Raw genomic sequence first — 14,555 nt, 5'->3', positions numbered from 1 at the left:
TTAGATCGTCTCCCTTCTGCGGATAAAGAACATGCATACGGCGAGCAGGACGACGGCGCACGCGAGATTATAGCCTGCGGCCGTCAAAGCGGGGGCGGTGTCCCCGCCGAACACCGTCTCGATGACGCCGGCGTTGTTCCAGCGCAGCGGCGAGTAGTAGGATACGGCGCCGATAAAGCCGGTAAAGTCATTCACCGGAAAGTATGCGCCGCCTACGAACGAGGCGATCTGGATGAAGATGAGCAAGAACGAATGCGACGCTTTGCTGCGGAAGATCATGCCGACCGCGAGCCCGAAGCCGATGGCCATGAGCACCTCCGTGATCAGAACGAGCAGGACGTGCACCGGATGATCGCCCCAGTTGGCGCCGAAGGCGAAATGGCTGATCAGCATGACGGCGACGATGAAGATGGCGTTGATGACGGTGCTGCCAAGCACCTTGCCGGCGAATATCTCCGCTTTGGACACCGGCGCTGCGGCCAGCCGGACGATCGTGTGGCGGGTCCGTTCGGTCTCGATGAGCGCAGAGGCGCTAAGCGCCGCGTACAAGGCGATCATCGTCGTCATGGCGACCGCATAGTAGTCCATGGAGTTCGGCTGGCTGTCCGCTGTGAGCGACGTAGCCTTTACCAGTTGAGCGGGCGATTGGCCGCTGCCGTCGGTCCGAGACGATGCGCCTGCGTTCGCGAAGGCGGCCTCCAGATTGTAGCGGTCTGCGAAAGATCTCAGCATGCCCTGCAGGATGTTGCTCTCGACCGTGCTCCGGCTGTTGTCGTAATAAGCGATCCCCTTGTCGGAGACATCGGCGTAAGCCGCGTATTGCGCTTCCTTGACGGCCTGCTTGCCGTCCTGTCCGGTAGGTAGCGGTTCGATCAAGACCCCGCTTTCTTCGGCAGCCTTGGCGAAGCTCTCCCAGCCTGCTGCCAGCGCGGGGCTAGCTTGATCGATCTTGTAGGCCATTTTCACGTCGCTGATCTCGATGCTGCCGGAAAAGGCGTTGGACAGCGCCAGCCCCAGGATGAGCATGAGCGCGATCGGAAAGGCGAGCATGAAGAGAAAGGTGGACTTGTTGCGCAGCGCCGATACGATTTCTTTTTTCGCGATATGCAGCGTGTTCAAGCTCTCGCCCCCTTAGTCTCTCAGATTCCGGCCGGTCAGCGTCAGGAATACCGTCTCGAGGTTCGGCGCCTGCTCCTCGACCGCGCGAATCTCCATGCCGTCGCGGATGAGCTGTTGGACGATATCGTTCAGGTTGGCGATCTCGGCGCGCGACTGGATCTTGATCCGCTGTTCCTCGATTCGCACGTTCAGTACGCCGCGGATTTCTTTGAGTCGCTCCTGATTCAGCCCTTCGATGCTCTTGACGTCGATCCAGATTTCCTTGGAGTCCGTGATGATCGCCTTGAGCTGTTCCCTGGTGCCGTCGGCGATGATCTTGCCGTGGTCGACGATCGCGATGCGCGTGCAAATCTCTTCGACTTCTTCCATGTAGTGGCTCGTGTAGAGGATCGTGCAGCCCATGCGGTTCAGTTCTTTGACCGATTGCAAAATGTAGTTTCGCGAGTGCGGGTCGATGCCGACCGTCGGTTCGTCCATGATGATCAGCTTAGGCCGGTGCGCGATGGCGCATGCGATGTTGAGCCGTCGCTTCATGCCGCCCGAGAAGTTTTTCGGCAGCTCCTTCTGCTTGTCGCCGAGTCCGACGAAGCTGAGCGCCTCCTCCACCCTTGCCTTCAGCTCGCTGCCGCGGAAGCCGTACAGCCCGGCGAAAAACTTCACGTTTTCGAAGGCGGTCATATCCTCGTAAATGGCCAGATCCTGCGGCACGATGCCGATGTTCATCTTGGCGAAATGCGCGTGCTTGGCGATGTTTTTGCCGAGAAACTTGATCTCGCCCTTTGTCGGACGGAGCAGCGAGGCGATCATGCTGATCGTCGTGCTCTTGCCGGCCCCGTTCGCGCCAAGGAAGCCGAAGATCTCTCCTTCCTTCAAGGTGAGAGTCATATTGTCCACCGCCGCGAAGTCCCCGAACTTCTTGGTCAGTCCGCCGATCTCGATAATGTTCATCGCGTTTTCGCTCCCGTCGTTCATTTGTTGATCTAATCATAAAAAAAAGGACGCTCTTATGTCAGTGCATAAGTTCATCCTTTGGCATGAGAAATCTCATATGAACCGCTCATGAAAATCTCATGAGCCTACGCGCACGGGCAGCAGCGTCGTCACGCTGAAGCCGCGCGAGCCGTCGACGATGATCGTGCCGCCCTCCGTCGCCGCGCGCTCCTCCATGCCGACGATGCCAAGTCCCTTGACGACCCTGTCCGCTCCCCGGCCGTCGTCGCGCACGACCGCCTTGACGAATTTATTCAGGACGAGCACCTCGACCGCGATCGACTCGGCGCCGCTGTACTTGAGCGAATTGGTGACGGCCTCGGTGACGTTCGCCTGAATGATACGCCACTGCAGCTGAGTGATCGTATCGAGATCGCCGGCATAGTTAAGCGTCGCGCGAATGTCCTGCTTCGCCGACAGCTCGTCCACGAACAGCTGCAGGCGCCCGATGCCGAGCTGTTCGGCAGGCGGCTTCGACTGCTTCAGCGTCAGGCGGATGCGCTCCAGCCCTTCCTTGGAGATGACGATCGCGTTGCCGAGCAACTCCTCGGCCTTTGTCCGGTTCGTGTCGAGCAGCCGCCTGGCCGCCTCCATTTGAATGAGCGCGCCGGCCATCGAGTGGCCGATCTCGTCGTGAATTTGCTGCGACAGCCGGCCCCGCTCCTCCAGCTTGATCGTATACTCGGCCTGGCGCGCATATTCCTCGTTATCCGTGAGCGCACGGGTCAGCCTGCGCGCGTCCTCCTGGAGCTTGTCCCGCTCCTCCTCGCGAAGGGCAAGCCGCGCGTTCAGCTTGCAGGTCGAGATGTAAAGCATGAAGCACAGCGCCGCCGCCAGCGCGTAGGTCGGCCTGTCCTGTGCCGGCAGCAGCCAAGCGCCCGCGGCCAGCACGACGGCGGTCTGCCAGTTCGCGGCGCCGAGGCCCGAAGCGGCTTCGTACAGGTTCGGCACCACAAGCAGCAGGAACAGCGGATGCAGCTCCAGCGCGCCGTAAACCGCGAGGGCGGCGGACAGCGCCGACAGCGCGAGCGATGCCATTTTGATGCGCCTGAGGGGCGGGAGGCCGAAGCTCAGGCACGTGTACAACAAAAGGACGAGCATATAGGCGGGCCGGAACGAATCGTCATGAGGCGTGCCGTACAGCGCGTATCCGATAAACAGCAGCAGCGCGGATTTGCTCCAAAGCAGCCATAGCTCCATCGGCGCTTTCTACTCCTCTTCCGGCACGCGGGCTTCGCCCGTGAGATAGTAGATCGCGATCTGCGTACGATGCTCGAGGCCGGTCTTGTTCAGGATCGACGTAATATAGTTGGCCGTCGTGCCCTCGGAGATGAACAGCTTGCGCGAGATCTCCTTGTTCGACAAACCGCGGGCGATCTGCTCCATGATGTCGAGCTCGCGCTCGGTGAACAGGCTGCGGTCGATCGCTTCGCCCGGCTTGGCGGACGGCGCTGATGCCGGTGCCTGCGGTTGCGGCGTAGTGCCCTGCGCGAGCTGCGCCTTGATTTTGTCAAGCACGACGTCCTGGAGCACGTCGTGGTTGTTATGCACGCTTTTGATGGCGTCGCGAATGCGCTCGGGGTCGTTATTTTTCAGCAGGTAGCCTCTGGCCCCGGCCTTGATCGCTTCGAGAATGTATTCCTCGTCGTCGAAGGTCGTCAGGATCAGCGGCTTGGTCTTCGTATTGGCCGCGATGAGCCGCGCCGCCTCCACGCCGTTCATGTTCGGCATGCGAACGTCAAGCAGCGCCACGTCCGGCGCGTGCGCCTCGCAGAAGGCAGCGGCCTGGGCGCCGTCCTCCACCGTCCCCACGACCTCGAATTCCTCGAAGCTCGTCAGGATGATCTTCATCCCTTCCCGGATAAATGAGTTATCGTCGGCGATCAGCACTTTGATCGGCAAACTCTTCCACCTCGCTTTATGTCTATGATGATCATAAGCGCTGCGGGAGCGAGGCGCAATCGGCTAGATTGGCAGATGGCCGCAACGCAGAAAAAAACCGGCGGGACGACTCTAAAGAGTGTCCCGCCGGCGCGGATGTTGCGAGCAATCGGATTAGCTGTTATTCTTGACCGCTTCGTTCTCTTCGGGAGACGACGGCTTGGTGTTGTTCACGACAAGCGCGCCTTCCTTTTCGTCGATCTCGAGCGAGTCGCCCTTCGAGATCTTGCCGAGCAGCAGCTCCTCGGACAGACGATCCTCGATATGCTTCTGGATCGCCCGGCGCAGCGGACGCGCGCCGTAAGCCGGATCGAAGCCTTCCTTGGCAAGGAAGTTCTTGGCCGCTTCGGTCAGCTCGAACTTGACGTCGTGCTCGACAAGGCGCTTCTTGAGATCGTCGGCCATGAGCGTGACGATCTGCGCGATGTGCTCTTCGGCGAGCGGGTGGAAGACGATCGTCTCGTCGATCCGGTTCAGGAACTCGGGGCGGAACGACTTCTTCAACTCGCCGAGCACCTTATCCTTCATGTTGTTGTAGTCCTTGCCAGCATCCTGCACGGCGGTGAAGCCGAGCGAGGAATTGCGCTTGATCTGGTCGGCGCCGACGTTGGACGTCATGATGATCAGCGTATTGCGGAAGTCTACCGTGCGGCCCTTGGAGTCGGTCAGACGGCCGTCTTCAAGTACTTGCAGCAGCACGTTGAACACTTCGGGATGCGCCTTCTCGATCTCGTCGAGCAGGACGACCGAGTAAGGCTTACGGCGGACCTTCTCGGTGAGCTGGCCGCCCTCATCGTAACCGACATATCCTGGAGGCGCCCCGACGAGACGGGAGGTCGAGTGCTTCTCCATGTACTCCGACATGTCGATGCGGATGACCGCGTTCTCGTCGCCGAACATCGCTTCGGCCAGGGCACGCGCGAGCTCGGTCTTGCCGACGCCCGTAGGCCCGAGGAAAATGAACGAGCCAATCGGACGCTTCGGATCCTTGAGTCCGGCACGGGAGCGGCGTACGGCGCGGGCGACGGCCTTCACGGCCTCCTCCTGGCCGATGACGCGGTCGTGCAGGATGCTCTCCAGCTTCAGCAGGCGTTCGGTCTCTTCCTCCGCCAGCTTGACGACCGGGATGCCGGTCCAGCTCGCGACGACCTGGGCGATATCGTCCGGCGTCACCTCGGAATCCGTGCGGCCCTGCTTTTCTTTCCAGGTATTCTTGGTAGAATCCAGCTCTTCGCGGATCTTCTGCTCGGTGTCGCGCAGCGCGGCAGCCTTCTCGAACTCCTGGCTTTGCACGGCGGCGTCCTTCTCCTTGCGGATATCTTCAAGGCGCGCTTCGAGCTGCTTGAGATTCGGCGGTACGGTGTACGAGCGCAGTCTGACCTTGGAGCTGGCTTCGTCGATCAGGTCGATCGCCTTGTCAGGCAGGAAGCGATCCGTGATATAGCGGTCGGACAACTTGACTGCGGCTTCGATGGCGTCGTCCGTAATCTTGACCCGGTGATGCGCCTCGTAGCGGTCGCGCAAGCCGTTCAGGATCTGGATCGCTTCTTCAGGCGACGGCTGGTCGACGGTAATCGGCTGGAAGCGGCGCTCGAGCGCTGCATCCTTCTCGATATACTTGCGGTACTCGTCGAGCGTCGTCGCGCCGATGCACTGGAGCTCGCCTCTCGCGAGAGCCGGCTTCAGGATATTGGACGCGTCGATCGCGCCTTCCGCGCCGCCCGCGCCGATCAGCGTGTGCAGCTCGTCGATGAACAGGATGACATTGCCGGCTTGGCGAATCTCGTCCATGATCTTCTTCAGGCGGTCTTCGAACTCGCCGCGGTACTTGGTACCGGCGACGACGGAGCCCATATCGAGCGTCATGACGCGCTTGTCCCGAAGCGTTTCGGGAATCTCGTTGTTTACGATGCGCTGCGCCAGGCCCTCGGCGATCGCCGTCTTGCCGACGCCGGGTTCGCCGATGAGGACTGGGTTGTTCTTGGTCCGGCGGGAGAGCACCTGGATCACGCGTTCGATCTCCTTGGCGCGCCCGATGACCGGGTCGATATTGTTGTCGCGTGCGCTCGCGGTCAGGTCGCGTGCCAGACCGTCGAGCGTAGGCGTGCTTACATTGTTAGAAGGCCCGTGATTCTGCGATACGCTCTCGCTGCTGCCGAGGAGCTGCAGCACCTGCTGGCGCGCCTTGTTCAGGCTGATGCCGAGATTGTTGAGTACGCGTGCCGCCACGCCCTCGCCTTCGCGGATCAGACCGAGCAGGATATGCTCCGTGCCGACATACGTATGGCCGAGCTTGCGCGCTTCGTCCATCGACAGCTCGATGACTTTTTTCGCACGCGGGGTGTAGGCGATGTTGGTCGGCTGCTCCTGGCCGCGTCCGATCAAGGATTCGACTTCGTCCTGGATCTTCTCGAGACCGAGGCCCAGCGCGATCAGCGCCTTGGCGGCGATAGACTCGCCTTCGCGGATTAGACCGAGCAGAATGTGTTCCGTACCGATATTGTTGTGTCCCAAGCGCACCGCTTCTTCCTGTGCCAATGCAAGAACCTTTTGTGCGCGTTCGGTGAATCGTCCGAACATCATGAGACAGCACCTCCTCCGTATAATATAAGAATAGATGATTTAGGCATGAGTTGCCAGTCTGGACGAGATCATTTGGGCGCGAGTCATGTCCCGCTGCTCCGGACTAAGCGCCTCGCCGTAAGCCTGTTGCAGGTATCCGGGCTGAATCGAGACGAGCAATTCGTTCAGCGTACCCTCGTCCACGCCGGGCAGCAGGCCCAGATGAACGCCGAGCCGCAGATCCGACAGACGCTGCGAAGCTTCCTTCGCGTCGATGACGGCGGCATAGCTCAGAATGCCGAACGACCTCTTGATGCGGTCCTCGACCTTCAGTCTCGACTCGCCCATCAGCTTGGCCCGCGCCGCCTTCTCGTGCTCGATGATCTGGCGGGCGACCGCATGCAGATGGTCGATGATTTCGGCCTCGGACTGGCCAAGCGTGATCTGGTTCGATACCTGGAACAGGTTGCCCGTCGCCTCGCTGCCCTCGCCGTACATGCCCCTCACCGCCAGGCCGACCTGCGTGACCGCCGACAGGATCCGGTTGATCTGCCCCGTTATGACAAGCGCGGGCAGATGCATCATAACCGATGCGCGAATGCCCGTGCCTACGTTGGTCGGACAGCTGGTCAGGAATCCGTATTTCTCGTCGAAGGCATAGTCGACGGCTTCCTCGAAGATATCGTCGATCTTGCTTGCGGTATCCCAGGTTTCCTTCAACTGAAATCCCGCATGCAGACATTGAATGCGCAAATGGTCCTCTTCGTTCACCATCAGGCTGACGTCTTCGCCCGGCCCGAGCATCAGCGCAGCATGCTGCGCCTGGTTCGCCAGCGCCGGACTGATCAGATGCTTTTCCACCAGCACCTGTTTCTCCAGCTCGCTCAGCTCGGACAGACGGATGCTGCTGACTTCGCCGAGACCGTTCAGCCTGCCGCTCTCATTTACCATCAGCAGCCGGTCCATCGCGTCGGATGCCTGCGAAGCGCTGGCCATCATCGGAAACGGCAGATGCCGCAAATTCCGGGCGATGCGGACTCGACTGCTCAGCACGACGTCGCGATCCGGCGCGTCCTCCTTCATCCAGGGGCTCAGCGCCTCCGCGGTATATTTCCGATTACCCATGTGCCGTGCCCCCTAACCGTTCTGGACTTCGCGCTCGAGCTCGCGGATGCGGTCGCGCAGATCGGCCGCGGATTCGAAATCCTCGCCCTCGATCCGGCTCTGCATCTCCCGCTTCAGGCCGTCGATCTCGCGCCGCAGCCTGACCAGTCCGCCGGCCCGCTTCGGTACCTTGCCTACATGGACCGTATTCCCGTGCACCCGCTTCAGCAAAGGGTCGAGTCGTTCCGCGAACTGCTTGTAGCAGTGGGCGCAGCCGAACCGGCCGAGCTTGCTGAATTGCCCGTAAGTCATCCCGCAGCCCTCGCATCGCTGCTGCTGTTGGACCTGCGCTTTGGCGCCGGACAAGCCGGAGGGGTCGAAGTCCATGAGGCCGGAGAGCAGATTGTGGATGGAAAAGCCCGACGGCGTCCCGGGAATGAGCTCGCCCTTCTCCCTCGCGCACGCTTCGCAAATGTGAAGCTCCGTCTTTTCTCCGTTGACGTACTTTGAAAAATGAAGCGTTGCCGGCCGCTGGCCGCACTCCTGGCATACCAACTTGATCTCCTCCCCACGGCTATAATGGTTGGCTAACAAAACGGCCCGGTCTAACGCGCAAGAAGCGCCAGCAGCATGACCCGCATCAGGTTGGACCTCAGCTCGTCCTGCAGCGGCTGCTTGAGCGGCAGCGCCTCCGGCGAAAGCGCGGTGCGCATCAGATGCGCCTCCCGGGCGGTAACGATGCCTGCCTCCTCGAGCTGGTAGATCAAACCGTTGGCCTTGTTCTCGTCGATCCGGCTGCCTGCGCTCTGATGGAGCAGTCGCTGCACGGCTTCCAAAGAAGGAAGGTCCACGCGTTGAATGCGGATATATCCTCCGCCGCCTCGTTTACTCTCTACACTATACCCCTTTTCGAGCGTAAACCGCGTGCTGATGACGTAGTTGATCTGGGAGGGCACGCATGAGAACTTCTCCGCGAGATCTCCCCGCTGGATCTCGATCGAGCCTGCGCCGCTCTGCAAAATCTGCTTCAGATAATGCTCGATCAGATCGGATATGTTGCGCATAACAAGAGCCTAACCCCCTTTCCGGAGAACGGCTTTGACTTCTGACTTTGACTTTCTTTGACTATAACCATATTATACGCACTTTATAATAAAATGCAACCCCGCTAGTCGTTCCGTTCGAAGCCGGGCGCCAAGTCCCTCTTCTCCTCAGTATGCACCGATTCGGTCACGTTTAAAGATCGAAAGCCTGCACTTTTCCTGATGCGAAGATCTGGTTATCATTTACATTATCAATCTCATGAGAAAGCGGTGATCTTATGTCGCCGACAACGGTCGAGCTGGAGATGGCACAGTAACATAAGCTGCAACATTTGCGAAAGAAGACGAAAAAAGCGCAAAGCCATCCAGCCTGTCGGGCAAATGGGCGATGCGCCTTCTCGCTCCTTCAAAAAAAGTCCATCAGGAACGTATCGTATCTTGGCAAGCGGCGTTCGAGCAGGCCGACGAGCTTCGAATCGCCGCCCAGTCTGCCTGCCTCGGCCAGCGGGGTCGGACGACGCCCACCCAGCAGCAGCGCGGTCAGCGTCTGAATGTCCAGCGTGACCGAAGCGGCGGAATCTTCTACCGTACGCTTCAGCTCCGCCTTGCCGTTTGCCCCGAGGGACAGTCGGAACATGCCGTCGTTCCAGTCGGCATGCGCATCCTGCAAGCGAAGCAGCAGCGATTCATCCGTGCCCGGCGCAAAGCGGTATTCGGACACGAACGCTTCAGCATCTACGATACGCGACATAAAGTACGGATGCGTCTCCTGTTTGAATCGAGGATCGGAAACTAAAAACGGCAGCGGGTCATTCGAGGGCACCGTCAACAGGAGCCGGTCGATCATGGAATCGTGGTTGCCAACAAAATCCCACAACCCACTGCGTGCCCCTTCCGTGACGGATACCCATTCGAGCACCGTCATGACCCGATTTTCCACCTGATAGTGGAGATAACCTTCCGGTTCGCCAGCTTCGTTGCGGTACAGGGCGAGCAGCCCCGGCGTGATCCAGCGCTTGCGCGTCCACCACTCCTCGGTTCTGTCCAGCGTGCCGGTATAACGAGACGCTGCCTTGGCGTACAATTCCGCGACCGCAGCCGTATTCGGCGCGATGCGCTCCACGCTCCCGGGCCCATTCCTTTTCGCCGGAAAATGGCGCGGCTCCAGCTCGTATTTTTTGCGCTCCACGGTCATCTCCCAGCCGTATTTGCGATAAAAAGGAAAAGCGAACGGATGCAGCATGCTGATCGTTTGTCCCTGCTCGCGCATTTCCGTCAGCGAGGCATGCAAGAGACGCGACACGCAGCCGTGCCGGCGCGCTTCGGGCCAGGTCGCCACGCCCGCGATGCCGCCCATTTTCATGCTGGTACCGTTCACCCATACGCGAAACGGAAGCAGGATCAGCGCCGACAGCAGCTTGCCTTGATCGTCAAAGGCGCCAAGATGCTCCTCCGGCCGAAAGTAGCGGAGCTCCGTCTCCCTACGGTCCTGCGGCAGCTTGAATTGAAAAGCGAATTCGGATAAAGCGATCCGCTCGTCAAAATCCTCGAGCGACAGATGGCGAATGTCCATGCGGTTTGCCCAACCTCCCTTATGCTACAACTATAATAGCTTAAGGACGATCCGCTTGCACGGCCGGGGCAAGTACGGGCTTTGCGCTTCTGTCGCGAAGGTACAGGTAGGCGCAGCCGATGGACAACAGTACGACGACGGCCAGTCCCCAATAGATGTTGCTATACGCTTCGCGCAGCGGCAGGCGCTTCTGCCAATCGATCGCGCTCGCGGACAGCGCCACGCCGAATGCGCCGCTCACGAACTGGAGGAGTTGGAACAGTCCCATGCCGGAGCCGATCTGCGAGGCCGGCAGCAGCCGCGACATCTCGTTGGAGATGCTGCTGGTCATGAAGGTGAAGCCGAGGCTGAGCAGCATGTAAATCAGCAGGATCGAAACATAGGAAGTTCCGGAAAGCAGCGCGAACAAGACGACGGAGAGCAGAATGAGCACAGGGATGTAACGGATTATCGCCGCGTTGCCGCTGCGGTCGATGAGCCCGCCGACTTTGCGGGACATTAGGAGCGCAAGCAGCGAACCCGGAAAGATCACGAGTCCCGACTCGATCGCGCTGAGACCGTGAAGATGCACCAGGATCTGCGGCAGCAGAAATAGGGTGGCGAAGCTCGACAAGTACGCCGCAACGCCGACCGCGCCGAGCAACAGGTACCTGCGGTTCGCGAAAAGCGCGGGCAGTACGAACGGAAAACGAGCCGTGCGGATGCGAGCGGCGAACAGGATCAGCGCCAGCGCGCCGCCAGCAAGCATGTACCATTGGTGATTCGTCAAAAATAACAGCAGACCAGTCGTGCTGACGGCAGCCAGCAAAGCGCCAGGCAGGTCCAGCGATCCGGCGCCCTTGCGTTCGCTCGGCAGTACGATCGCTAGTACAGGCACGAGAATAAGCGTCAGAGCGCTGACGGCAAACAGAAGATGCCAGCCGAGATACTGCACGACGGCGCCGCCGACGACCGGGCCCAGTCCGAGGCCGAGCGATGCGGCGGACATAATGATCGCCATCGCGGCGCCTCTGCGCTCAATCGGCACGTACCGGCTGATAAGCACCAGCGACAGCGAAGGAATCGCGCCTGCGCCGGTCGCTTGCACGATCCGCACGATCAGCAGCATCAGGAAGCTGTTTGCGAAAAGCCCAATGATGGCTGCGAGACCGAAGAGCAGCAGGCTGATTACGACAAGGCGCCTGATCGGCACGTAGTCCGACAGCCGGCTGTACGTAATGGATGATATCGCGAATACGATAGAATAACCGGTAACGATCCAAGATGCGCTCGACGGCGACAGCGCGAAGTCGTGCGTGACGTCCGGCAGCGCCAGGTTGAACATCATCGTATTCATAATTACGAGTACCATAGCCAGGCCAAGGATGAGCGTCGCGACCTTCTCCGACTTAAACGCCGTATTTTCCGTGTTCGCAGCTGCACCGTTACCAGCCTTTATTGCGTTCATTCGATTCATCTCCATTCGCTTATTCCAATGTTTTAATGTTCTATGATTATCGAACAATAGAAATATAACATCCCTTGTGCTAAAATGCAATTATGATTCAATAATAAAGGAGGGCTCCGCCATGAAGCCGCTCTTCCATCCGGATACAGCGGATATCCAGCTCTCTTCCGTTCTATATGCGCTGAGCGATCCGGTTCGCCTGATGATGGTCTACAAGCTGCGACAGAACGGTGAACGCGCCTGCGGCGATATCGAGTTGCCGATCGCCAAGTCCACCGTGTCCCACCACAGCCGCACGCTGCGCGAAGCAGGCGTCGTGCGCACGCGGACGCACGGTACTCACCGTCTGTTGTCCCTTCGCGAAGAGGATCTGGAGACTCGCTTTCCTGGACTGCTGAATTCCATTTTAGCTTCTTACGAAGAAACCGATGAGCTCTGAGCTCTCGGTTTTTTTGCATCGATGACAAGAATTGTCACTATTAGCGGGTATGCTGGCTTTGAGGACGCCGGATGGGTGACCCAATAATAGCCAAGGAGCTGATCGCAATGAGCATTCATTTTGTTCCCTTTATCCAACTAGACGGCCGTGCCAAGGAAGCCATCGATTTTTATGTCGAAGCGCTTGGCGCCGAAGTGACCTTCAGCCAGACCTTTGGCGCCGGCCCTGGAGCATCGGAGGGCCATGTGCCGGAAGCAACGAAGGAGCGGATCGCCCACAGCGAGCTAAAAATCGGCGAAGCCCAGCTCATGGTCGCCGATTCCGAGCCGGGAAAGAAACCGCGAGAAGGAGACCTGCTCACGGTCTGCATCACGACGCCCGATGCCGAAGAGGCAACGCGTATGTACAATGCGCTTCGCGAAGGCGGCGAAGTGATCACGCCGCTTGCCGCCTTCCACTTCAGTGCCGCCTATGGCGTCGTGAAGGACAAGTTCGGCGTCACGTTCCAGTGCTTTACCTCAAGGCGGCGCAGTTAGCGGGACCTCAGCGAAATCGGCTACACAGGAAGCCTCTTTCGGTGCTTTAAACTTCAGTCTCGACTCCCTGTTTCCGCAACTTGACCTAGCACCAACCAATCGCAAGCAACAAAAAACCACCTTCCGAAGAAGGTGGTTCTCACTGCTGCGCATTAGCCTGGCGACGTCCTACTCTCCCAGGACCCTGCGGTCCAAGTACCATCGGCGCTGGAGGGCTTAACGGTCGTGTTCGAGATGGGTACGCGTGGGACCCCTCCGCCATTACCACCAGACCTACTGTGCGGCGTTTGCCATACAGCTTTGCAGCTTTACAGAGCTTGCGCCCTGAAAACCGGATGCGAAACGAACCTGCGCTTAGAAATGCTCTTACCTGTGCGGCTTGCCGTTTGTTCCTAGATCGGAACAGTAGGATAAGCCCTCGACCGATTAGTACTCGTCAGCTGCACGCATTGCTGCGCTTCCACCCCGAGCCTATCAACCTCGTGTTCTCCAAGGGGTCTTACTAATTGGGAAATCTCATCTTGAGGCGGGCTTCGCGCTTAGATGCTTTCAGCGCTTATCCCTCCCGCACTTGGCTACCCAGCGATGCTCCTGGCGGAACAACTGGTACACCAGCGGTGCGTCCATCCCGGTCCTCTCGTACTAAGGACAGCCCCTCTCAAATTTCCTACGCCCGCGACAGATAGGGACCGAACTGTCTCACGACGTTCTGAACCCAGCTCGCGTACCGCTTTAATGGGCGAACAGCCCAACCCTTGGGACCTACTTCAGCCCCAGGATGCGATGAGCCGACATCGAGGTGCCAAACCTCCCCGTCGATGTGGACTCTTGGGGGAGATAAGCCTGTTATCCCCAGGGTAGCTTTTATCCGTTGAGCGATGGCCCTTCCATTCGGTACCACCGGATCACTAAGCCCGACTTTCGTCCCTGCTCGACTTGTAGGTCTCGCAGTCAAGCTCCCTTATGCCTTTGCACTCTTCGAATGATTTCCAACCATTCTGAGGGAACCTTGGGGCGCCTCCGTTACGCTTTAGGAGGCGACCGCCCCAGTCAAACTGTCCGCCTGACACGGTCCCTTCACCGGATTCACGGTGACAGGTTAGAACCTAGATACGATCAGGGTGGTATCCCAACGGCGCCTCCATTGAAGCTTGCGCTCCAACTTCTTAGGCTCCCACCTATCCTGTACAGACCGTACCCAAGTTCAATATCAAGCTACAGTAAAGCTCCATGGGGTCTTTCCGTCACGTCGCGGGTAACCTGCATCTTCACAGGTACTAAAATTTCACCGGATCTCTCGTTGAGACAGCGCCCAAGTCGTTACGCCATTCGTGCGGGTCAGAATTTACCTGACAAGGAATTTCGCTACCTTAGGACCGTTATAGTTACGGCCGCCGTTTACTGGGGCTTCGGTTCACAGCTTCGGGTTGCCCCTAACCGCTCCCCTTAACCTTCCAGCACCGGGCAGGCGTCAGCCCGTATACTTCGCCTTACGGCTTCGCACAGACCTGTGTTTTTGCTAAACAGTCGCTTGGGCCTATTCACTGCGGCCCCCTCGGGCTATTCACCCTACCGAGGCACCCCTTCTCCCGAAGTTACGGGGTCATTTTGCCGAGTTCCTTAACGAGAGTTCTTCCGCGCGCCTTAGAATTCTCTTCTCGCCTACCTGTGTCGGTTTGCGGTACGGGCACCTTCTCCTGGCTAGAGGCTTTTCTCGGCAGCGTGAGCACGGAACCTTCGGTACTGTAATTTTCCCTCCCCATCACAGCTCAAGGTATTAGTGTGCGGATTTGCCTACACA

Annotated in this window: 12 protein-coding genes and 2 rRNA genes; 2 read left to right on the top strand and 12 right to left on the bottom strand. The window is 59.1% G+C overall.

What is annotated here, in order from left to right:
- The 10 genes from KB449_RS00070 to KB449_RS00025 form a co-directional block, all read right to left on the bottom strand.
- Positions 1–1,119 carry an ABC transporter permease gene (locus KB449_RS00070; protein ID WP_282906438.1) on the bottom strand — a complete coding sequence of 373 codons (1,119 nt, stop codon included), beginning with the start codon at positions 1,117–1,119 and terminating at the stop codon, positions 1–3.
- Between the two features lie 12 nt (positions 1,120–1,131).
- Complete coding sequence (locus tag KB449_RS00065) at positions 1,132–2,067, bottom strand: ABC transporter ATP-binding protein (RefSeq protein ID WP_282906437.1); 936 nt, start codon at positions 2,065–2,067, stop codon at positions 1,132–1,134.
- A gap of 120 nt (positions 2,068–2,187) precedes the next feature.
- Positions 2,188–3,309: a sensor histidine kinase gene (locus KB449_RS00060; RefSeq protein ID WP_282906436.1), complete on the bottom strand. Its 1,122-nt coding sequence runs from the start codon at positions 3,307–3,309 to the stop codon at positions 2,188–2,190.
- A 9-nt stretch (positions 3,310–3,318) separates the two neighbouring features.
- Positions 3,319–4,011: a response regulator transcription factor gene (locus KB449_RS00055; protein ID WP_282906435.1), complete on the bottom strand. Its 693-nt coding sequence runs from the start codon at positions 4,009–4,011 to the stop codon at positions 3,319–3,321.
- Positions 4,012–4,164: 153 nt separating this feature from the next.
- A complete protein-coding gene (clpC, locus tag KB449_RS00050; RefSeq protein ID WP_282906434.1) occupies positions 4,165–6,633 on the bottom strand; it encodes an ATP-dependent protease ATP-binding subunit ClpC in 2,469 nt (822 codons plus the stop codon).
- A gap of 39 nt (positions 6,634–6,672) precedes the next feature.
- On the bottom strand, positions 6,673–7,737 hold the full coding sequence (locus KB449_RS00045; protein ID WP_282906433.1) for a protein arginine kinase: 1,065 nt from the start codon (positions 7,735–7,737) through the stop codon (positions 6,673–6,675).
- Positions 7,738–7,749: 12 nt separating this feature from the next.
- The gene (gene mcsA / locus KB449_RS00040; protein ID WP_282906432.1) at positions 7,750–8,271 is read right to left on the bottom strand and encodes a protein-arginine kinase activator protein McsA; all 522 of its coding nucleotides are present in this window, start codon (positions 8,269–8,271) and stop codon (positions 7,750–7,752) included.
- A gap of 50 nt (positions 8,272–8,321) precedes the next feature.
- Positions 8,322–8,780, bottom strand: a complete 459-nt coding sequence (locus tag KB449_RS00035; protein WP_282906431.1) for a CtsR family transcriptional regulator — start codon at positions 8,778–8,780, stop codon at positions 8,322–8,324.
- Between the two features lie 385 nt (positions 8,781–9,165).
- Positions 9,166–10,332, bottom strand: a complete 1,167-nt coding sequence (locus tag KB449_RS00030; protein WP_282906430.1) for a GNAT family N-acetyltransferase — start codon at positions 10,330–10,332, stop codon at positions 9,166–9,168.
- Between the two features lie 40 nt (positions 10,333–10,372).
- On the bottom strand, positions 10,373–11,779 hold the full coding sequence (locus tag KB449_RS00025; RefSeq protein ID WP_282906429.1) for an MFS transporter: 1,407 nt from the start codon (positions 11,777–11,779) through the stop codon (positions 10,373–10,375).
- A gap of 121 nt (positions 11,780–11,900) precedes the next feature.
- Here KB449_RS00025 and KB449_RS00020 point away from each other — a divergent pair, with 121 nt between their 5' ends.
- Both KB449_RS00020 and KB449_RS00015 read left to right on the top strand, forming a co-directional pair.
- On the top strand, positions 11,901–12,218 hold the full coding sequence (locus tag KB449_RS00020) for an ArsR/SmtB family transcription factor (RefSeq protein ID WP_282906428.1): 318 nt from the start codon (positions 11,901–11,903) through the stop codon (positions 12,216–12,218).
- Between the two features lie 107 nt (positions 12,219–12,325).
- Positions 12,326–12,754 (top strand): VOC family protein, encoded by a 429-nt coding sequence (locus tag KB449_RS00015; protein WP_282906427.1) that lies wholly within the window; start codon positions 12,326–12,328, stop codon positions 12,752–12,754.
- A gap of 155 nt (positions 12,755–12,909) precedes the next feature.
- Here the strand turns inward: KB449_RS00015 and rrf are convergent.
- Positions 12,910–13,026: ribosomal RNA gene (gene rrf / locus KB449_RS00010) — 5S ribosomal RNA — on the bottom strand.
- A 134-nt stretch (positions 13,027–13,160) separates the two neighbouring features.
- A 23S ribosomal RNA gene (locus KB449_RS00005) occupies positions 13,161–14,555 on the bottom strand; the annotation flags it as partial.

The organism is Cohnella hashimotonis (assembly GCF_030014955.1).
Taxonomy (GTDB): Bacteria; Bacillota; Bacilli; order Paenibacillales; family Paenibacillaceae; genus Cohnella; species Cohnella hashimotonis.
The sequence above is the reverse complement of the archived record's forward strand: the minus strand, read 5'-3'. Positions and strand labels throughout refer to the sequence as shown.

Coding starts and splice junctions, on each gene's coding strand:
- KB449_RS00025 (WP_282906429.1), bottom strand. CDS start 11,779: ATGAACGCAATAAAGGCTGGTAACGGTGCAGCTGCGAACACGGAAAAT.
- KB449_RS00020 (WP_282906428.1), top strand. CDS start 11,901: ATGAAGCCGCTCTTCCATCCGGATACAGCGGATATCCAGCTCTCTTCC.
- KB449_RS00045 (WP_282906433.1), bottom strand. CDS start 7,737: ATGGGTAATCGGAAATATACCGCGGAGGCGCTGAGCCCCTGGATGAAG.
- KB449_RS00065 (WP_282906437.1), bottom strand. CDS start 2,067: ATGAACATTATCGAGATCGGCGGACTGACCAAGAAGTTCGGGGACTTC.
- KB449_RS00035 (WP_282906431.1), bottom strand. CDS start 8,780: ATGCGCAACATATCCGATCTGATCGAGCATTATCTGAAGCAGATTTTG.
- KB449_RS00015 (WP_282906427.1), top strand. CDS start 12,326: ATGAGCATTCATTTTGTTCCCTTTATCCAACTAGACGGCCGTGCCAAG.
- KB449_RS00030 (WP_282906430.1), bottom strand. CDS start 10,332: ATGGACATTCGCCATCTGTCGCTCGAGGATTTTGACGAGCGGATCGCT.
- clpC (WP_282906434.1), bottom strand. CDS start 6,633: ATGATGTTCGGACGATTCACCGAACGCGCACAAAAGGTTCTTGCATTG.
- KB449_RS00060 (WP_282906436.1), bottom strand. CDS start 3,309: ATGGAGCTATGGCTGCTTTGGAGCAAATCCGCGCTGCTGCTGTTTATC.